Origin of the sequence: Sulfurimonas sp. (assembly GCF_023228785.1) — a bacterium.
Taxonomy (GTDB): Bacteria; Campylobacterota; Campylobacteria; order Campylobacterales; family Sulfurimonadaceae; genus Sulfurimonas.
The window spans coordinates 46,319-66,629 of the sequence record NZ_JALOAN010000002.1 but is presented as its reverse complement, the minus strand read 5'-3'; the positions used below and the strand labels follow the sequence as shown (position 1 = coordinate 66,629).

General features: G+C 34.3%; 22 protein-coding genes. 13 read left to right on the top strand and 9 right to left on the bottom strand.

What is annotated here, in order from left to right:
• The first annotated feature begins 10 nt into the window (after positions 1-10).
• The 4 genes from M0Q24_RS00865 to M0Q24_RS00850 all read left to right on the top strand — a co-directional run bounded on the left by M0Q24_RS00865 (position 11) and on the right by M0Q24_RS00850 (position 3,349).
• Positions 11-439 (top strand): RimK/LysX family protein, encoded by a 429-nt coding sequence (locus M0Q24_RS00865; protein WP_295045852.1) that lies wholly within the window; start codon positions 11-13, stop codon positions 437-439.
• Positions 436-1,368, top strand: a complete 933-nt coding sequence (gene rimK, locus M0Q24_RS00860; protein WP_295045850.1) for a 30S ribosomal protein S6--L-glutamate ligase — start codon at positions 436-438, stop codon at positions 1,366-1,368. Before M0Q24_RS00865 ends, rimK begins: the two co-directional genes overlap by 4 nt.
• Before the next feature lie 6 nt (positions 1,369-1,374).
• Entirely contained in the window at positions 1,375-2,421 is a 1,047-nt protein-coding gene (locus M0Q24_RS00855; protein ID WP_295045848.1) for a succinylglutamate desuccinylase/aspartoacylase family protein, read from the top strand.
• Between the two features lie 97 nt (positions 2,422-2,518).
• On the top strand, positions 2,519-3,349 hold the full coding sequence (locus M0Q24_RS00850; RefSeq protein WP_295045845.1) for a universal stress protein: 831 nt from the start codon (positions 2,519-2,521) through the stop codon (positions 3,347-3,349).
• 4 nt (positions 3,350-3,353) lie between these two features.
• Here M0Q24_RS00850 and M0Q24_RS00845 read toward each other — a convergent pair whose 3' ends face one another.
• The 3 genes from M0Q24_RS00845 to M0Q24_RS00835 are packed head-to-tail and all read right to left on the bottom strand — an operon-like array spanning position 3,354 to position 5,589.
• On the bottom strand, positions 3,354-4,835 hold the full coding sequence (locus M0Q24_RS00845; RefSeq protein WP_295045842.1) for a DUF1538 domain-containing protein: 1,482 nt from the start codon (positions 4,833-4,835) through the stop codon (positions 3,354-3,356).
• Between the two features lie 8 nt (positions 4,836-4,843).
• The gene (locus tag M0Q24_RS00840) at positions 4,844-5,239 is read right to left on the bottom strand and encodes a CBS domain-containing protein (RefSeq protein ID WP_295045839.1); all 396 of its coding nucleotides are present in this window, start codon (positions 5,237-5,239) and stop codon (positions 4,844-4,846) included.
• Entirely contained in the window at positions 5,239-5,589 is a 351-nt protein-coding gene (locus M0Q24_RS00835; RefSeq protein WP_295045836.1) for a hypothetical protein, read from the bottom strand. The genes M0Q24_RS00840 and M0Q24_RS00835 overlap by 1 nt, the downstream gene beginning before the upstream one ends.
• Positions 5,590-5,844: 255 nt before the next feature.
• On the opposite strand from M0Q24_RS00835, the gene M0Q24_RS00830 reads away from it, so the two are divergent.
• Positions 5,845-6,081, top strand: coding sequence for a hypothetical protein (locus tag M0Q24_RS00830; protein ID WP_295045833.1), 237 nt, complete (start codon positions 5,845-5,847; stop codon positions 6,079-6,081).
• A gap of 45 nt (positions 6,082-6,126) precedes the next feature.
• Here M0Q24_RS00830 and leuA read toward each other — a convergent pair whose 3' ends face one another.
• From leuA to glnA, 3 genes are all read right to left on the bottom strand, one after another.
• On the bottom strand, positions 6,127-7,788 hold the full coding sequence (leuA, locus tag M0Q24_RS00825) for a 2-isopropylmalate synthase (RefSeq protein ID WP_295045831.1): 1,662 nt from the start codon (positions 7,786-7,788) through the stop codon (positions 6,127-6,129).
• Between the two features lie 103 nt (positions 7,789-7,891).
• Entirely contained in the window at positions 7,892-8,806 is a 915-nt protein-coding gene (locus M0Q24_RS00820) for a HAMP domain-containing sensor histidine kinase (protein ID WP_295045828.1), read from the bottom strand.
• A gap of 108 nt (positions 8,807-8,914) precedes the next feature.
• Complete coding sequence (glnA, locus tag M0Q24_RS00815) at positions 8,915-10,345, bottom strand: type I glutamate--ammonia ligase (protein ID WP_295045826.1); 1,431 nt, start codon at positions 10,343-10,345, stop codon at positions 8,915-8,917.
• A gap of 345 nt (positions 10,346-10,690) precedes the next feature.
• Between glnA and ppk2 (M0Q24_RS00810) the strand changes: the two genes are divergently transcribed.
• Positions 10,691-11,581, top strand: coding sequence for a polyphosphate kinase 2 (gene ppk2 / locus M0Q24_RS00810; RefSeq protein ID WP_295045824.1), 891 nt, complete (start codon positions 10,691-10,693; stop codon positions 11,579-11,581).
• A 13-nt stretch (positions 11,582-11,594) separates the two neighbouring features.
• Positions 11,595-12,479, top strand: a complete 885-nt coding sequence (gene ppk2, locus M0Q24_RS00805) for a polyphosphate kinase 2 (RefSeq protein WP_295045820.1) — start codon at positions 11,595-11,597, stop codon at positions 12,477-12,479.
• A 1-nt stretch (position 12,480) separates the two neighbouring features.
• On the opposite strand, the gene M0Q24_RS00800 is transcribed toward ppk2 (M0Q24_RS00805), so the two are convergent.
• Positions 12,481-12,759: a DnaJ domain-containing protein gene (locus M0Q24_RS00800; RefSeq protein WP_295045817.1), complete on the bottom strand. Its 279-nt coding sequence runs from the start codon at positions 12,757-12,759 to the stop codon at positions 12,481-12,483.
• Between the two features lie 108 nt (positions 12,760-12,867).
• Here M0Q24_RS00800 and M0Q24_RS00795 point away from each other — a divergent pair, with 108 nt between their 5' ends.
• The 6 genes from M0Q24_RS00795 (at position 12,868) to M0Q24_RS00770 (ending at position 17,937) form a co-directional block, all read left to right on the top strand.
• Positions 12,868-13,980, top strand: a complete 1,113-nt coding sequence (locus tag M0Q24_RS00795) for a putative porin (RefSeq protein ID WP_295045814.1) — start codon at positions 12,868-12,870, stop codon at positions 13,978-13,980.
• Positions 13,981-14,122: 142 nt separating this feature from the next.
• Entirely contained in the window at positions 14,123-15,049 is a 927-nt protein-coding gene (locus M0Q24_RS00790) for a branched-chain amino acid transaminase (protein ID WP_295045811.1), read from the top strand.
• A gap of 52 nt (positions 15,050-15,101) precedes the next feature.
• A complete protein-coding gene (locus M0Q24_RS00785; protein WP_295045974.1) occupies positions 15,102-16,190 on the top strand; it encodes an SPFH domain-containing protein in 1,089 nt (362 codons plus the stop codon).
• Positions 16,190-16,876 (top strand): bifunctional phosphoribosyl-AMP cyclohydrolase/phosphoribosyl-ATP diphosphatase HisIE, encoded by a 687-nt coding sequence (hisIE, locus tag M0Q24_RS00780; protein ID WP_295045808.1) that lies wholly within the window; start codon positions 16,190-16,192, stop codon positions 16,874-16,876. The genes M0Q24_RS00785 and hisIE overlap by 1 nt, the downstream gene beginning before the upstream one ends.
• A 3-nt stretch (positions 16,877-16,879) precedes the next feature.
• A complete protein-coding gene (locus M0Q24_RS00775) occupies positions 16,880-17,392 on the top strand; it encodes a DUF2393 domain-containing protein (protein ID WP_295045805.1) in 513 nt (170 codons plus the stop codon).
• Positions 17,383-17,937 carry a DUF2393 family protein gene (locus M0Q24_RS00770; protein WP_295045802.1) on the top strand — a complete coding sequence of 185 codons (555 nt, stop codon included), beginning with the start codon at positions 17,383-17,385 and terminating at the stop codon, positions 17,935-17,937. Before M0Q24_RS00775 ends, M0Q24_RS00770 begins: the two co-directional genes overlap by 10 nt.
• On the opposite strand, the gene M0Q24_RS00765 is transcribed toward M0Q24_RS00770, so the two are convergent.
• Both M0Q24_RS00765 and purF read right to left on the bottom strand, forming a co-directional pair.
• The gene (locus tag M0Q24_RS00765; RefSeq protein ID WP_295045799.1) at positions 17,934-18,893 is read right to left on the bottom strand and encodes a TIGR01212 family radical SAM protein; all 960 of its coding nucleotides are present in this window, start codon (positions 18,891-18,893) and stop codon (positions 17,934-17,936) included. The genes M0Q24_RS00770 and M0Q24_RS00765 overlap by 4 nt on opposite strands.
• 54 nt (positions 18,894-18,947) lie before the next feature.
• Entirely contained in the window at positions 18,948-20,303 is a 1,356-nt protein-coding gene (gene purF, locus M0Q24_RS00760; protein ID WP_295045795.1) for an amidophosphoribosyltransferase, read from the bottom strand.
• Positions 20,304-20,311: the final 8 nt, after the last annotated feature.

Here is a 20,311-nt window from a genome sequence, read left to right as displayed (position 1 = left end):
GTGGCTTAAGATGAAGATTATTGGTAGGAGAGAAGTTATATCTATTTTGGATTTAGAGCTTTATAACTTAGATGCAAAAATAGATACAGGGGCAGACTCTAACGCTTTGCACTGCGATGATATACATATAGATGATGAGGGATTTGTCCACTTTACACTCCAAGACGCAGTCCATGAAGCATATCATGATAAAAAGATAGTTATGCCACTTCACTCCATAAAGAGAGTCAGAAGTTCAAATGGAAAACTCCAAGAGAGAGCATCTATAAAAGTGAGTGTAGAATTTTTTGGTAAGAAGTATAAAACAATTATCTCTTTAGCAGATAGAGCAGATATGAAGTATCCGATGCTCATAGGTAGAAAGTTTTTAAGTGGAAAATTTTTAGTAGATGTATCAAAAGAAAATTTAGCAAAAAAATATGAAAAGGTAAAAATATGAGAGTCTATATATTATCAAGAAATAAAAATCTCTACTCTACAAAAAGGCTTGTAGAAGCAGCCCAGCAAAAAGGTTGGGAAGTAAAAGTTATAGACTATTTAAAATGTAGTATAGAGATTATGAAAGGACAACTTCATATAAACTATCTTGGATCTCAACTGCCAATTCCAGATGCTATTATCCCACGAATAGGGGCAAGTAGAACTTTTTATGGAACTGCGATGATAAGACACTTTGAGATGATGGATGTTTTTTCAACTTCTGGGAGTTTAGCAGTTGCAAGAAGTAGAGATAAGCTAAGGAGCTTGCAAATTCTCTCAAAACAAGATGTAGATATGCCAAAAACTATCTTTGCATCTAACAAGTCAAGTGCAAAAGATGTTATAGCTCTTAGTGGCGGAGCACCTTTGATACTTAAGATCTTAGAGGGAACTCAAGGTGTTGGAGTAGTTTTAGTAGATAGTGAAAAAGCTGCAAAGTCAGTTCTTGATGCTTTTTATGGTATGGATGTAAATCTTCTTGTTCAAGAGTACATAGAAGAAGCAGGTGGTGCTGATATACGCGTTTTAATAGTTGGCGGCGAAGTAGTGGGAGCTATGAAGCGTCAAGGAGCAGAGGGAGATTTTAGATCCAACCTACATCAAGGTGGAAGTGCAACCGCACATAAATTAACTCGTAAGGAGAAGTCAACTGCATTAGCTGCTGCAAAAGCTATGGGACTTGGGATCTGTGGAGTAGATATGATTGAGTCAGCTCGTGGTCCGCTTGTTATGGAAGTAAACTCATCACCTGGACTTGAGGGGATTGAAAAATCTACAAATATAGATATTGCTGGAAAAATTATGGATTATATTGCTTCAAATGTAACTCCAAAATCTGATCTATTAAGTAAAAAAAGAAAGATTAAAAAAGATAGCATAGGAGCGTAGGTTTAGATGCAAAAAGATAAGTTTATTTTGGGAAATGTTGAAGTAGCTCGAGGGACAAATACCACCATATATCTTGATCTACCTAAACTATACAACACTCCAACACAACTGCCTGTGAGAGTTATGAGGGGCAAGAGAGATGGTCCGATCGTCTTTGTCAGTGCTGCCATTCATGGAGATGAGTTAAATGGTGTAGAGATTATTAGGAGACTAAGAAAGCTAGAGATTCTTAAAAAATTAAAAGGTACACTTATCTTAGTGCCCATCGTAAATGTTTATGGCATTATGACACTCTCTAGATATCTACCAGATAGAAGAGATCTAAACAGAAGTTTTCCAGGAAGTGTTAAAGGCTCACTAGCTAGTCGTGTAGCTAAGATATTTTTTGATGAGATTGTCTCAAAGTGTGATTTGGGCATAGATCTACACACCGCTTCCATCCACAAATCAAATCTTCCTCAGATCAGAACAAACATCTACAATGAGTACACATTTAATCTAGCAAAAGTTTTTCAAGCTCCTGTAATCCTTCACTCAGAAGTAAGAGATGGCTCACTAAGAGCTGTAGCACAAGAAAAAGGTGTACCTATACTTTTGTATGAAGCAGGTGGAGCTTTGAGGTTTGATGAGACTTCTATACGCATAGGTGTTCATGGAATTGTAAATGTTTTAAGAGCAAATGATATGCTTCCTAGAGTATCTAAAAGAGTAAAAAAACTCCCCATCGTTACAAAAAATAGCCAATGGACTAGGGCTAACAAAAGCGGAATGCTAAGAACTATAAAAGCACTAGGTGATACAGTTCTTAAAGATGAAGTTGTAGCATATATAGATGAGCCTTTAAGTGATGCTACTATGGAAGTAAAATCACCCTTTGCAGGAGTTATTATCGGCAAATCAGAGATTCCACTTGTTCAAGAGGGAGATGCTATCTTTCACATAGCAAAGTTTAGAAACTTAAATGTTGCAGATGATAAGATAGAGTATTTTAATGAAGATGCGATAGAACATAGCGAGTTTAATGAGTTAAATGATGAAGATATTATAGAGTAGAGAAGTTTTATTTTTCAAATTTATTAAATAAATTTCACTTATTATTTGTTAATCTACACTATGTTAAAGTAAAAAAATTCAAATAAGGTATAAAATAATGGATCAATTTAAATCACTTGTAGCAATAGACTTCTCAGAAGATAGTTTTACAGTTTTAAAAAGAGTGATGGAATTTACACAAAAAATAGGTGGCACTGTAGATGTTGTTCATATTGTAGAGAACTCCTTTTTTTCACCCAAAAAAGATATAAAATATATAAAAGAACATAGTTTAGAAAAACTAAAACATACATTTGCTAACTTTGATGAGAAGCATTTTCATTGTGTAGAGGGCAACACAAAAAAAGAGATTGCAAAAATTGCAAATATTCTTAAATCAAAACTTATTATAATTGGTAAAAGTGGAGAGACTTATAGCTTTAGCGAGGTCTATTTGGGATCACATACAAAACATATTGTAAGAAGTGCAGATGTTCCTGTTTTGGTTCTTAAAAAAGATAGTGAGATTATTACAAACACTATTTTACTTCCTACAGATCTATCTTCAGCCTCAGCCCAAGTAATTTTAAAGATAGCTAAGCTATTTCCAAATGCTTACTTAACTCTTGTACATTTTTTCACGATCCCGTTTGAAGCACGTCTTAATAGTTATGGCTTTAGTGACGAAGATACTATAGAATATATGTCTGTGATGAAAGAACAAAGCGAGAAAAATCTAGAAAAATTTATCCAAACAATAGATATTCCTCATGGATTTGCTATCTCTTCTAAAGTACGCAAAAGCTCCCTAAATCCAAAATTATTTGACAAAGAAGTTGAAGATATACCTCATGATATACTTGCCCTGCATACTACAGGCAAGATTAGTTTTTATGCTTTTGATATCCTTGAGAGTTCAATAGAGAATGTTTTAATTCTCAAGGTTTAAGGGTTTATGGCGCAAATCTCTTTGCCGCGATGCTGTAGGATAAAACAGTAATCATAGGAAATACAGATGCAAAAGCGATAAGACCAAAGCCATCCATTAAAATATCGCGACCTGGTATATTTGTAGCAAGATAGATGCCAAAAGCTGTGACTAAAGGGACAGTTATCTCTGAAGTTGTAACACCTCCTAGATCAAAAGCAAAGGCATGCATCTCTTTTGGTGCAAAGAAGGTCAAAAACACTACAAACCCATATAAAGAAGTGATAAGTATCCAAATATTTAGTCCCTCAACTATTTTGTAGGTTCCAAGCAAGATCCCACATCCCACACCAAGTGCAACAAGAATACGAATTAGTGTAACATTTAAACTTAACTCTGAATATCTATCAGCTTGTTTGATAACTGCCACTAAAGCAGGTTCAGCCATAGTTGTTCCAAAGCCTATTAAAAAAGCAAAAAGATATATATAAAAATGACTGTTCATCTCCACAAGACTACTTGCGATTGACTCACCAATAGGAAAAAGACCAAGTTTTATACCTACGATAAAACCGTAAAGACCAAATACTAAGAAGATAAAGCCGATGATAACACGCCCTAAATTTGGAATGCGTTTACGAAGTACAAGATATTGAAACACAAAAATACTAAGTAAAATTGGTACTATATTTGTAAATGTATCAACAATTCCACCTAGTATAGTCATAAAAGTGTAATCAGCGATAGTTTTTACTTTTTCTATATTTGCATCTATGGCAATATCTGCGATATTAAAGTTGTCACCTAGTGCAAAAATACCATATAGTTGAATACTTACCATAGGAGTTATGGCAGCTAAGGCAACAAAACCAAAACCATCTTTAAGCACACTTCGTCCACTGAGTGAAGATGCTATTCCTATACCAATTGCAACAATTAAAGGAACCGTTGCAACATTTGTAGCTACTCCACCTGAGTCATAAGCAAGCCCTATGATCTGAGGAGGAGTCATCGCTGTAATTGCAAGGACTAAGATATATCCACCGATAATAATCTTTGATACTGACCAACCATAGAGTGCACGAATTACACCAAAAGCTGTAATAGCACCTACAGATGTAGCAATAATGAGACGCAGAGTAAATGCATCTATAGCACCTCTTGTAATCCCTTGTGCTTGCATCGCTACAGCAATAATTGCAGGTTCAGCAATAGAAGCAGAAAAACCTATGAAAAAGCCAAAAAGAGTAAATAGTAAAACTGATTTTTTTTCTAAAAATTCATTTGAGAGTGAGTTTCCAAGAGGAAATACCCCAAGTTCTAAGCCGACTAAAAAGAAAGCGACTCCTACAATAACGATTAAAAAGCCAAAAGCAATAGAGAAGATCTCATCAGGCATAGTTTGAAATACTAAAAATTGAAAGCCTGTTATGATAATAAGTATAGGTAAAATATTATAAACAGACTCTAAAAGAGTAGCTCTTAATTGCTTGAAAATTTCATTCATACAAAGCCTTATTCGACCATTGCAATAAGATAATCACTCAAATCAGTTATACTTAGAACTCCTTGTAATTCATTGCTATCGGTTACTACTACTCTTTTGATATTATGTTCTAGCATTATTTTAGCTGCATATTTAACATCAATTTTAGAAGAGACAAAAAAGGCAGGTTTTTGATAAATATCAAACACATTTAAAAGTTCTATATCTCCATCTTCTGCAAGAACACTATGGAGTATTTGAGAGTTGGTAATAATTCCATAAGCATCACTTGGGCAGTTTTTATCAACTACAAGTGACTTGACTCCTTGTACCTTCATAACTTGCAGTGCTTCTTTAAGTGTTGCATGTGCTTTAATGGTTGTTACATTTTTTTTCATCAGATCTTCAACTAGAACTTTCTTCATTAGAGTATTTCCTCATCTTCAATATTTTTTTCAAACTTACTTATTAGAGATTTATCAAGTCCAACTATACTTGAAATAGGCATTGTAAATGCAAGGGCATCCTTTTCCTCTTTTTCTATGAAAACTTTAATAGCTTTTAAAACTGAGCGAGACATATTCTCCTCTAAAACATAGAGTAAAACGGTGTGATTTCCCTCAAAGGTAAGAGAGAAAAAACTTTTTTTCTCTTCAATTCCACTTCCTTTTGCTTGGATCACAGTAGCACCACTTGCTCCTGTATCTTTTGCAACTTTTTTAAATATATCTTCATATTCAGAAGGAACTATAACAACAAGAGCAACAAACTTCATAAAGGACTCCTTTTTTAAAGATTATACTCAAAAAGAAAAAACGATAAAAATAGGCTGAAGCAGGTTTTTATATATACTTTTTTTTTGTAAAAAATAGTATAATTTCTAGCTCAAGATAAAGATCCTTTTATACTAAAAAGAGACCTTTGAGTCAGAAAAGATATCACTAGATATTTTGGGGTTTTTTGGCTGTGTTTGATCTAGTATCAAACAAATTTTTCTTATGTTAAACATAACAATTTTTTTGAGGACACAATGAACATTTCTGATGTAGTATTTGAGATGGAACTTAGTGGTGTTGATGCTCGTGATATTGAAAGCATCGTTGAACTCTGTCGTGATAAGGGGTTTAATAGTGAACTTTTAGATGAGGAACTTGTAAAAAAAGGATATCCTAAAATCTTTAGTGTTAACTATGAAGAGTATGATGATTTTGATGATGATTACTTTGCAGTAGAGAAGTTTCCATATAAAAATCAATATATAGATTAGAAGATAAAAACTCACTTCACACTTATGGTGAGTGAGTCTTTAAGATTAGTTGCTAAAAGTCCTATTTAAGGCACTAAACATAGCTTTTATAGATGCTGTTGCTATGTCATCATCGATACCTACACCAAAACAAGATAGAGTCTCCTTGGACTCTACTTCTATGTAGGCGATAGCTTTTGCACTGCTCTTATCTCCACAAGAGTGTTCTGAGTATGAGTTTATTGAAAACTCATTTTCATAGTCTTTCATTAAAGCATTTTTACAAGCGTCTATAGGACCATTTCCTTGTGCAGATGCTACTATCTCTTTACCTTTGTAGTTGTAGATTAGAGTGCAAGTAGAGACTTTTTTTAGTGACTCAACTGTAACATCTACAAAAATAATATGCTCATTTGGCTCAAAATATGTTTTATTGAAAATATCTAAGATCTCACTTGGATCTAGCTCTCTTCCCTCTTCATCAGTTATAGCTTGAACGATCTTACCAATCTCTGGATGCATAGCTTTTGGAAGCTGATAACCAAAGTTTTTCTCTAATATATAAGCTACTCCACCTTTTCCAGATTGTGAGTTGATGCGAATGATAGACTCATAAGAGCGACCTACATCTTTTGGATCAATTGGTAGATATGGAACTTCCCAAAACCCATCTTGGCTACTTTTTTGATACGCTAAACCTTTATTTATCGCATCTTGGTGTGAGCCTGAAAATGCAGTGTAGACTAATTCTCCGACATAAGGATGTCTAGGGTGAGTAGGCATCTCAGTACATTTTTCGACAATTTCTAAGACTTCATCTACATTTGAGAAGTTTAACTCTGGGTTTATGCCTTGAGTTAACATATTTAGCGCCAAAGTTATGATGTCAACATTTCCTGTTCTCTCACCATTACTTAAAAGTGTCCCCTCAACTCTATCAGCACCTGCTAAAAGCGCTAACTCTGTTGCAGCGATGGAAGTTCCTCTATCATTATGAGTATGAGTTGAGATGATGACATTTTTACGGTTATCTAAATGCTTTGACATCCACTCGATCTGATCTGCATAAACATTTGGAGTTGACATCTCCACTGTTGCTGGAAGGTTTATAATTACCTTTCTTGTATCAGAGATACCCCATCTATCAGTTACAGCATTTGAAATAGCTGCAGCAAACTCTAACTCAGTTCCTGTAAAACTCTCAGGAGAGTACTCTAAAAATATCTCTCCATCATGCTTTGCTTCAAACTCTTTTACTAGGTCAACACCTTCTATAGCCAAAGCAATAATCTCTTCTTTGCTTTTTCCAAAAACTATCTTTCTTTGAGCACTAGAAGTTGAATTATAAAGGTGAATAGTTGCTTTCTTTACACCCTTAAGTGCTTCAAAAGTCTTAGCAATAAGATGCTCTCTTGCTTGAACTAAAACCTGAATCGTTACATCATCTGGAATAAGTTTGTCATCAACTAAACGGCGTAAAAAATCAAACTCTACCTTAGAAGCAGAAGGAAAACCTACTTCTATTTCTTTAAATCCGAGTTTTAGTAAGAGTGCAAAAAGTTCAAGTTTTTTATTCATGTCCATAGGGTTGACTAGTGCTTGGTTTCCATCACGTAAATCTACACTACACCACTTAGGAGCTTTTGTAATTGTATTGTTAGGCCACTCTCTATGTGGCAAATCTATTTTTGGGTAAGGGCGATATTTGCCCACTTTGATATGATTCATTTTGAATCCTTAAAACTTGAAATTTTGATCATTACACTCTTACATATGATAATCAAGATTGAAATTATATCAGATTTTGTATTAGGCTTTTGTGAGTCGAAATTTATCTAGTTGGTTGTCGCAATATTATTGTAAAGAAAGCTCCGTCTTTTGTGTTGTGGACATTGATAGAGCCATGATTTTTTTTGAGAATTTGTTCACTCATATATAGACCTATTCCAGTCCCTTTATCTTCTTTTTTTGTAGTTACATTTGCTTTGAAGATATCATTTATAACGTTAAGAGGAACTCCACCTGCATTATCCTCAACTTCTATATAAGTGTTTTTGTTTTCTTCATAACATCTAATATGGATTTTTCTATAACGTATGTTTTTTTCATTAAAAGAGTCAATGGAGTTGTTTATGAGGTTTATAAAGAGATGTTTAAACTCATTTTTATTTCCAAAGATACTAAGATTTTCATCTATCTCTAAACATAAAAGAATATTTTGAGATATAAGCTCATCTTTCATAAGAACTTGAACACTCTTAAGGGCATCTAAAAATGTAAAATCTTCATTTTTAGTATGAGGTCTAAAAAATGTACGAAACTCACCTAGAGTGCTAATCATATGATCTATCTGCATATGAATATTTTCATCAAGTTCTTGGATGTAAGGTTCATCGACATTACCATCTTTAAAGTCTTCTCTTAACATATCACTCATCATACTTATAGAGTTTAATGGCTGTTTCCATTGGTGTGCGATAGCATCTATCATCTCACCCATAGCAGCAAGTCTGGATTGTTGTTTTAAAAGTTCATCTTTTTGCATATCTCTTTGGTTAGCTATTATATTTCTTCTATCCCACTGCTTTAGAAAGTATTCATTTTGTTTTATAGTTTTTTGATTTTCTTTTTGTTCTGTTGTGTAAAAGCTTAGGACAGATTCGATTTTATTTGCTAATTGAGCATCTGTTTTTTTTGATTGGAGGATAAGCTCATTTAACATGAGTTGAGTAATTTTATTTGACATCTTTTACCAACTAATAATTTTTAACTAAATTATAGCAAAAAGTATGATTTTGAGCAAAAAAAGAGAGATATATTTTTATTCTCTAGCTTTATAGCTAGAGAATATGTTTTAGCATTGGTAAGTTGTTTTAAACTCATAAGCAGTAGGACGACCCTCATCAGGCCAAACATCTCGCTCAAATCTATAGTGTCTGTAGGCTTCTAGAAGTTCATCACTAAAGATAGGTTTTAAGTACTCAAAATCTCTAAATAGCGATTCTAGTGAGCCACGAAGGGTGTGTGGAAGTTGAGGGATACCTTTTTCACGGATCTCATCTAAAGAGAGTTCGTATAGGTTTTCATCCATAGGTCCAATAGGAATATCTTTGTTTTTAATACCATCAAGACCAGCCATAAGCATTACAGCAAAAGCAAGGTAAGGACAAGAACTTGAATCTGGAAAACGCATCTCAACACGAGTAGCTTTTTCTCCAGCACCATAAGGAATACGGCAAGATGCAGAACGGTTTTGAGAAGAGTAAGTTAAAACATTTGGTGCTTCAAATCCAGGAAGAAGTCTTTTGTATGAGTTTGTTGTAGGGTTGGTAAATGCGGCAACTGAGCGAGCATGTTTAAAGATACCACCTATGTAGTGTAGCCCCATATCAGAAACATTTGCATAGTTTCCTTGTTTGTAAAAGAGGTTTTTACCATCCTTCCAAAGTGATTGGTGAACATGCATACCATTTCCATTGTCACCAAACATCGGTTTTGGCATAAAGGTAGCAGTTTTTCCATTTAGATGAGCTACCATTTTTATAACATATTTATATTTTTGAACATTATCAGCAGCTGTAATCATATCTGAGAAAACTATACCGATCTCGTGTTGACCTTGAGCTACTTCATGGTGACCGAGAATTACTTCAAGTCCGACTTGCTCTAGTACTTGCATCATCTCAGCACGAATATCTACAGCAGAGTCAACTGGAGCTACTGGGAAATAACCACCTTTTGTTCCTGGTCTGTGTCCTGTGTTGTACATATCTGGATATGGATTGTTAGAGTTCCATTCACCTTCTTCGGTATCGATTCTATAACCTGCTTCGTTGATATTGTCAACAAAAGTTATGCTGTCAAACATAAAAAATTCATTTTCAGGACCAAAGAATACAGTATCAGCAATTCCAAGAGATTCAGCATGTTCTAGGGCTGCTTTTGCAATAGAGCGAGGACATCTCTCGTAAGCTTGATGCTTATAAATGTCATAAACATCACAAAAAACAATGATAGTTGGATCAGCAGTAAAAGGATCTAAAAAAGCGGTTTTTACATCTGGTCTTAGAAGCATATCAGACTTGTTGATAGGTTGCCATGCTTCTATGGATGAACCATCAAAAGGTAAACCGTTTTCTAGTTGCTCTGTTGTAACAGCACTCATTCTGTAGCTTACATGGTGCCATGTGCCTTTAATATCTGTAAATCTAAAATCTACAAATCCAATGTCATGTTCTTCACAAAAAGTAAAAAACTCCTCCGTGGTGCTAACAAACTTTCCCATCATGTCTCCCTGTGGATAATATGAGTGTAAGTATATCTCAAAATTATTTAATTCTATCTCTGGCGATGGCTAAAATTTAAGCAATTTAAGTTTTTATTTTTATAATTCGTGTTGCAAAATAGTTTATAAAAATATAGAATTATCACCCGTATATAATAGAATGCTCTTAACAATTATTGAGTTGGATCCTGAATCAAGTTCAGGATGACGAGTGTCCGTCATTCCATGCTTGACACGGAATCTGATTCATAGATTAATTAGAGGGTTCAATATTTATAAACTGAAGTAAGTATCAAGAATTATATATGTATACTAAATAAAAATGACATAAAGGATTTTATAGATATGAAACACAAAGATACTTTTAGAGTTGATGGAACAGAAGTCACACTTGACGAACTCATCAGAGGCTATAAGCAGTCTAAGTCTTTAAAAAAAATAAATACTAAAGCAGATATTAAGAGAATTAATGAGCAAAAGTTAAAACCATATCAATCTGAGCTTATAAAACTTCAAAAATATCTTGAAGATACAAATCAAAAGATGATAATCCTCTTTGAGGGTCGTGATGCGGCTGGAAAGGGCGGGACAATAAGAAGAGTTACAAGATATATGGATGAGAAACATTATAGGATAGTTGCCCTTGGAAGACCAACACAAGAACAAAAATCTCAATGGTTTTATCAAAAATATGTACAACATTTTCCTACAGCTGGAGAGATAGTGCTTTTTGACAGAAGTTGGTATAACAGAGCTATGGTTGAGTCTGTTTTTGATTTTTGTACTAAAAAAGAGTATGGAGATTTTATGAATGGGGTGAAGGGGTTTGAGAATGATCTTGTTCGCCAAGGAATCATACTTGTAAAACTTTATTATAGTGTTACAAAGGATGAGCAAGCTAGAAGATTTGAGAGAAGACAAAATGATCCACTAAGACAGTGGAAGTTAAGCGAGATAGATCTTCAAGCTCAAGATAAATGGGATGATTTTACCCAGACAAAGTACAATATGATAAAACAGACACATTCTCATAATGCTCCATGGACTATAATCCGCTCAAATAATAAGCAGCTTGCGAGATTAGAATCATTAAAAGTCATACTAAATAAAGTAGATTATGAAGGTAGAGATGAGCATTTAAACTACTCTCCAAATCCGGATGTTGTTATTTCAGGTGCTAGAGAGATAGAGATCATGGATGCACAAGTTACAAGTACTGGTAAATTTATAGGCTAAAAGGAAATTAAAAGTGAAAGAAAAAATACAAGAAAAAAGTAAAAATAAAAAAGAGAGTAGATCTAGCAAAGACGATAAAAGAGAGAGTGATAGAACAGGTAAAGTTCAAGTATGGGTTAAAGAAGAGACTCTTATCTACGAAAAAGAGTTAGCTAAACTTCAAGTAGAACTTTTAAAACTTCAAAACCACATAAAAGCAAATGGACTTAAAGTTATTATGATCTTTGAAGGACGTGATGCTGCTGGAAAAGGTGGAACTATAAAAAGAATCACTGAACATCTAAATCCTAGGGGTGCTAGAGTTGTAGCACTAGAAAAACCTAGTGATATAGAAACAAAACAGTGGTATTTTCAAAGATATGTGCAACATTTACCTACTGCTGGAGAGATAGTGATCTTTGATAGAAGTTGGTATAACCGTGCTATGGTAGAGCCTGTAATGGGCTTTTGTACGGAGAGACAGCACCATCAGTTTTTAAAAGATGCTCCAAAATTTGAAGATATGATAGTAGATGAAGAGATAAAGATCTTTAAGTTCTACTTCTCAGTTTCAAAAGATGAACAAGCAAAAAGGTTTAAAGCTAGAGAGACAGATCCGCTAAAACAGTACAAGTTTTCAGAAGTAGATAAAGAATCACAAAAACTTTGGAATGAGTACTCACTTGCAAAGTATATGATGCTAAGTCAAACTCACACAGAATTTGCACCGTGGACTATTGTTAAGAGTGACAATAAGAAAAAAGCAAGACTAAACTGTATAAAACACATACTAAACTTTGTTGAGTATAAAGATCAGATACCAAACGAAGAACTAAAAGTTGATAATGACATTATCGTATATGGAAGAGATGAAGCGATTGCCATGGAGAAAATGTTTCAGTTTTCACTTAAGAAGTAGATTAAGAGTTAAAACTTTTAAACCAGTCATCTGGTCTGTCAGCAAGAGGGTTTTGAGAGTAAAACTCATCTCTATCTAGTGAGAATCTATAGCTTTTCATATAGTTTTGTATGAGTTTATACGCCTCTGAGATCTCTTTAAACTTCTTATCACTACCATCTGGCATATCTGGATGGTATTTTTTTGATAACCTTCTGTATTGATTTTTCAGCTCAGACTGAGTCATTCTTGTGACTATGTTTAAACTATCAAGGGCTTTTTCGAAATCTTCATAACGCATAAATATCCTTTACTTATATATTACCTGTTGTTCATTAACAAAAAATGTAATCTTCGTGTAACCAAACAATTTTATAATTTCTTCAACAAAAAAAAAGGAATTTCGAGAATGAAAAAAATAGTTTTATCAATAGTAACAATAGCTACAATGACAACAGCATCAATGGCTAATGAAGTTAATAAAAATGGATTTTGGGATAGATTCCATCTAAAAGGTGATCTTAGATTAAGACAAGAGTCAATAGATACAGATAACTTTAAAAAAGTTTCTGGTGATAAAGATAAAGATAGAGAGAGATATAGATTCAGATATAGCGTAAATGTTGATATTACTGACAATATTTTACTAGAAACTGCTATCTCAAGTGGAAAATATAACCCAACATCAGGAAATGTAAGCTTTAAAGATGATGAGAGTATACAAGACTATTTTATTGAGGAGTTGAATATTGATATAGCTGATATAAAGTACTCATTTGACAACTCATGGATTAGAGTTGGTAAGCAAAAACACGATATCTATAGACCGATAGGAACACAGCTTGTATGGGATAATGATATCCGTTTAGAAGGTATAAACTACGGTTATAAGAATGATAGCACTATGATTAGAGTTGGTGTGAATCGTCTACATAGAGAAAAAGGGCATAAAAACGGAGTTAATGATGATGATATCAACATTTTCATAGCACAATATGTGAATACTCAAAAGTTTGGCAATACTAGTTTAAACTTAGGTGCAGCGTATTATTTATATGATGGTATCAAAGGTGCAACAGCTCCATACGATAGTGGTTCAATGGGCAACACAGCAGATGCTACTGGTCTTTATGCAGAAGATTACGGAATTATGGAAGGTTTTGCTGAGGTAAAAGTTAAAGATTTAGTAATGGGTATGCCAGCTAAAGTAGCGATAATAGTAGCGTACAATACGCTAGCAAATGACGATAATATTGGATATGACATAAGTGCAGAACTTGCTATAACTAAAAAATGGAAAGCGGCTGTTACTTACAGAGATGTTGAAAAAGATGCAGTATTTGGAGCACATAATGACTCTGACTTTAGTGGCGGTGGAACAGACTCTAAAGGTTACTATTTTAAAACAAAATATAAATTTGCAAAAAATGTAGATATTGGTGCATGGTTCAACTGGAGTAAATTAGGTGATACTGAAATAGATTATCATCGTACACAATTGGATGTTATTCTTAAATTTTAATACATTAGGCCTGTTTGATACAGGCTTTGCCCCTTTCTCCTAAAAATAAAATCAAGTATTTTTCTTTACTTCTTAATACATAATAAACAGCATTTTAGATAAAATATCAGCAATTTACAAAGTGATAATTATTGGAGAATCAATGGACGCAGCCAAATATATTTGGATGAATGGAGAGTTTGTAGCTTGGCATGATGCAAAGGTGCATGTGCTTTCACACACAATTCATTATGGAAACGGTGTAATTGAAGGCACAAAAGCCTATAAAACTAAAAAAGGTTATGCGATTTTTCGCTTAAATGACCATACAAAAAGACTAAAAGAGTCAGCTAAAATGACTTTGATAGATATCCCTTATAGTGTTGAGGAGATGAACAGAGCTCAGATCGAACTTATAAAAAGAAATGAGTTTGATGGTGACAATGTCTATCTTCGTCCTTTTGCATTTTTAGGCTATGGTGTTATGGGTGTATATCACAAAAATGCTCCAGTTGAAACTGTTATGAGTGCTTGGGAATGGGGCGCTTATCTAGGAGAAGAGGGACTCCAAAAAGGCATCAAGCTAAAAATCGCTTCGATGAACAGACCATCAAATACTTCAAATATGGGTAAAGCAAAAGCAGCTGCAAACTACTTAAACTCTCAAATGGCAAAATATGAAGCTATTGATTGTGGATATGATGAAGCCTTGCTTTTAGATGATCAAGGCTATGTAGCAGAAGCATCAGGAGCTAGCTTTTTTATGGTAGCAAATGGTGTTTTAGTAACTCCTCCAAGTGACAATGCTCTTGTTTCAATAACTCAAAAAACAGTTATAGAGATGGCAGAAGATATGGGTATAAAAGTTGAGCGTCGTAAAATTTCAAGAGAAGAAGTTTATGTTGCAGATGAGGCATTTTTAACAGGAACAGCAGCTGAAATAACACCTGTTAGAATAGTTGATGCTAGAGTGATAGGAAATGGTTCTCGTGGAGTAATGACAGAAAAATTACAAAGTGCTTACTTCGATATAGTTTTTGGTCGCAATGAAAAATATGCGCACTATTTGACTTATGTTGATGAGTGTTAAAAGAGATAAATAAAATTAAGGAAAGAATATAAATATGAAGGACAATATATTAATGGCATCAGATATGAATGATTACTTTAACAAGAAAAAAAGTCAAAGCAGTGGATCTAATCAAAAATCAAGTGGTGGTTCTGGCGGAGGTGGAGGTCCACAACTACCAAAGTTAGATTTTAACTTAGGTGGTGGTAAGGCAGGGATCGTTTACTTTCTTGTAGCAGTAGTTCTTTTATTAGTATTAGCAAGACCTTTTACTATTATCCAAGAGGGTGAGAGAGGAATTTTAAGTACAAATGGTAAGTATCAAGATCAAGCACTTTTGCCAGGTCTTCACTTTATAGTTCCAGTGATTCAAAAGGTATATGTGGTTGATACTAAAGTTCGTATCATCAACTATGCTACTCGTGTTGAAGCTAATAGTGGAATCACTTCTGGAATAGGTTCTAAACCTGCTATTACAGTTTTGGATAAGAGAGGTCTTCCTGTTACTATAGAGCTAACTGTTCAATATAGACTAAACTCTCAGTTTGCAGCTCAAACTATTTCCAACTGGGGCTTTAGTTGGGAAGAGAAGATTATCACTCCTGTTGTTAGAGATGTTGTTCGTAGTGTTGTAGGTAAATATGATGCAGAGTCGCTTCCACAGCTTAGAAGTCAAATAGCTCAAGAGATAGATAGAGATGTAAGATTAAGTGTTTCAAGTCTTGAGAACACTCCAGCAGACTTGCAATCAGTCCAACTTCGTCAAATTGGTCTTCCTGAAAAAGTAAAAGAGCAGATAGAACGTGTTCAAGTTGCAAAACAAGAGGTTCAAAGAGCAGAACAACAAGTTGCAAGAGCTAAACAAGAGGCTCTAAGAAGAGCAGCGGAAGCAGAAGGTGTAGCTCAAAAAGCTAGAATTGAAGCTCAAGGTATAGCTGATGCTGTAACTATTGAAGCTGATGCAAAAGCTAAGGCAAATATTTTAATTGCAAAGTCGTTAACAAAACAACTTTTAGAGCTTGAGCAGTTAAAAGTTCAAGGTAAATTCAACGAGGCATTACAAGTAAACACAGATGCAAAGATATTTTTAACACCTGGTGGTTCAACTCCAAATATCTGGGTTGATACAAAAGATGTCAAGAAAAGAACAACGGCAGAATAATGGACATTCTTAAGTCTTTACAAAGAGTTGACTGGCAAAAGTGTGAGCTTTTGCCAGTTATAGTTCAAGACGTCAAAAACAGTGAAGTTTTGATGATGGCTTATATGAACAAAGAAGCATTGGAACTCTCCCTTACTACTAAAATAGCTCACTACTTCTCAAGAAGTAAACAGCGTATATGGAAAAAAGGTGAATCAAGTGGACATATTCAAAAGATAGACTCTTTTTATATAGACTGTGATAATGACACACTTCTTATAAAAGTGATTCAAGAGGGTGTGGCGTGTCACACTGGCAGAAGATCTTGCTTTTTTACAGAGCTTGAAACACTAAAAAGTAGCTCTGATGTAGAGATTGATACTAAAGAGATGTATGGAGTGATAGATACTCTTTATCATACAATCCAAGAGAGAAAAAATGCAGATCCTAAGAGTTCGTGGACGGCTGCATTACTTTCTAAAGGCGATAACGCTATACTAAAAAAAGTCATAGAAGAAGCTGGTGAATTTTGCTTAGCTTATAAAGATGATGATGAGATAGAGATGATATATGAAGCAGCAGATCTGACATATCATATGCTTGTAGCTCTTGGCGCGAAAAATATCTCTCCTGAGTTAATAAAACAAGAACTCTCTCGAAGATTTAACATGAGTGGGATAGTAGAAAAAAACTCAAGAAGTAACTAAAATATGAAAACACAGATAACTACCTTTGTAAAAGAGCTTATTGTTTATGACCTTATTCTCTTTGGTAGTTCTTTTTTACTTTTTATTCTTTTAATCATTTTAGGAATATTGCTTCGAAGAAAGACTGCAATTGCTGTCTTAGTTGTCCTTTTGTCCTTTAGTATTCTTTTTTTAGCTCCAACTCTTGGATATGTTAAGATGCATGAATATCTGTATAAACAAAAGATAGAACTAGTGAGTGAGAAAAAACTTAATTTTAACAACGCCATTGTTGTTAAAGGAGTTATTACTAATGAATCAAAAAGATATTTTAAGAAATGTAGTATTAAAGCTAGTGCTATAAAAGTGACTCCAAACAAATTGAAAAATTATATCTTCTCATTCAAACCAATAGTTACAAGTAAGATTATGGAACAAGACATTGATGTAGGTGAGAGTAGAGAGTTTAAGATAATAGTAGAGCCTTATAACTATGAAGGTGATTACAACATTGCTATTGGAGCGAAATGCAACTAACAACTCTATTTAATTACTGGCACTACATCGCATTATTGATCGTAATTTTGATTTTTGCAGGTGGAATTTTTTCAGCATATAAGCAAAAAGATCAAAAACTTGTTCTTCCAATAGTAATATCTACAACTCTTATTAGTCTACTATTAGGAGTTTTTTCAATAGTTTTAGTAGATAAGTATACTAAAAAAGTTTCTATATCTAAAGTAGAAAACAAAAGACTACTAAGCATAGAAAAAATCGCATATAGTGGGATAGTTAGAAATGAAGGTAATCATGAGATAGGCGAGGTTGTAGTTGAGATCAAGCTTATAAATAAGGGACACGCTACAGGAAATGTAAAAGGTGGAAACTATTTCAAATCTAGTGGATTTTTTGGCTTCTTTACAGGTTCAGGAAATCCTTCATATAAGCCACAAACTATAATAAAAGAGTTTGTAGTTGCAAAAAATCTAAAGCCAGGACAAAGCGAGAGTTTTAGAGTCTATTTTGATTGGCCGCCATATTTTAGACATGTTGCAGATTTTGTTACAGTTGAGGGTCACTAATATTTAAGCCCTAGTGGTTTTAGTGCTTGATTTATATTTCTAATCTGCGAGTTTTTATCTCTACACCAATCTGGTGAGAGTAGGGATGAATCATTTATTCCAGCAGTTACTCTTTGAACTGTTACATTTTTAGGTTTCATCTGTATTGCCTCTACTAAGACTTCAAGATACTCATCTTCACTAATTGGAGTAAAATTTCCTCTTAGAAAATCATTTGCTAAAGATGTTTTTTTAACAACATACAAAGGATGATATTTAACAGAGTCAATTCCCCACTCATAAGCCTCTTTAGTAGTTTCTAACATCATCTCTTTTGTCTCATCAGGAAGTCCAAATATTAGATGTCCACAAACATTTAAACCTAATTTTTTAGACTTTTTAATCCACTCTTTGTTCATCTCGCTTGTGTGACCGCGGTTGATTTTTTGGAGTGTTTCATCATATATGGACTGGATGCCAAATTCCACCCAAATCTCTTTATCTTCATTTAGCTTGGCTAAGTATTCTAATGTCTCATCAGTTATGCTATCTGAACGTGTACCAATACTAAGCCCAACTACATTTTCAAATGATAGTGCTTTATCATAAAGAGCTTTTAGAGTCTCAAATGGTGCGTAAGTGTTTGTAAAAGATTGGAAATAGACTATAAATTTCTCTGCACCATATTCATTACGTTGCCTCTTTGAGATAGCATCAAATTGTGTTTGGAGTTGTAAAAGCTGTTTATCTAGGTTTGGGTTTTTGGCAGATGTGAGATTTAAATGAAAACCTTTAAGCTCTTGAGTCTCACCAGTGCTCGCACTAAAAGAGTCATTTTGACAAAAGGTACAGCCGCCTTTTGCAACCGTACCATCTATATTTGGACAAGTAAAACCAGAAATATTGATGCCAACTTTATAAACTTTGCATCCGAATTTGGACTTTAAGTAGTTGCCAAAAGTATAGATTTGTTGCACTTGATTTCCCTTCTTATCACAGACTTTTATATATCAAAAGTATAGATTTTGCGTTTAAATGATATATTTGCCAGTAAAGCAGGCTGTACAGTAGTTGTCTTCTTTAGTATTTACACTTCTTAGTAGTGATGCTTCATCTAAGTAAGCTAAAGAGTCAGCTCCTATAAATTTGCATATCTCATCAACACTCATATTTGCAGCTATTAGCTTGTCTTTGTTTGGAGTATCTACCCCATAAAAACATGGATCTGTAGTTGGAGGAGAGGAGACACGCATATGAACTTCGCTAGCTCCCGCTTCTTTTAACATTCTTACTATTCTTCTTGAAGTTGTTCCACGAACAATTGAGTCATCTATAACAATAACGCTTTTGCCTTTAATGATATCTGTCATAGGTGAGAGTTTCATTTTAACTTTAAGATCTCGCATCTCTTGAGTTGGCTCAATAAAAGTTCGACCAATGTAGTGATTTCTCATAATTCCCATCTCATAAGGAATGCCGCTCTCTTGAGCGTAACCAATTGCAGCTGGAACTCCGCCATCAGGAACAGGAATAACTAGATCTGCCTCAACAGGCTTTATGTGTGCTAGCTCTTTTCCCATGGCTTTTCTTGTTTGGTAAACTGATTGACCAAAGATCTTTGAATCTGGTCTTGCAAAATATACATACTCAAAAATACAGTGCTTGGGAGTTGGTTCAAAAACTTTTATGCTTATGGGCTCTCTATTTTCTTCAAAAATTAGAAGTTCACCTGGTTCTACATCTCTTATAAATTCAGCACTTACAAGATCAAAAGCACAGGTCTCAGATGCAACAATGTAGCCACCATTTGGAAGACGGCCAAGACTAAGAGGGCGAAAACCGTGACGGTCACGCATTGCAAACATTTTTGTTCTACTTAGAAAGACAAGTGAAAATGCACCTTCAATTCTTTGAACTGCATCTATGATTCTAGCTAGAAGTTTTTTCTTTTCACTCTTTGCAATAAGGTGAATAAGGTTTTCTGTATCCATAAATGTTTGAAAAATCGCACCTTTTTCTATAAGTCTATTTCTAATTTCTTCAGCGTTTGTAAGATTTCCATTATGAACTATTGCCATTTCACCTAAGTCATATCTGGCAAATACTGGTTGAGCATCTAAGATAGAATCATTTCCAGCAGTAGAGTAGCGAGTGTGCCCAATAGCACTAGACCCACTAAGTGTTTTTAGTTTTGCTTCATCAAAAACACGCATAACTAAACCGCGTTTTTTGATAGTGTATAGTTTTTCTCCATCAGCAGAACTTATTCCTGCTGCTTCTTGTCCGCGATGCTGAAGTGCATGAAGCGCAAAGTAAGCTAGTCTTGAAGCTTCTTTATGACCGTAAATACCTACAACTGCACACTTTTCATTAACATCTTCTCGCAAATTTTTTC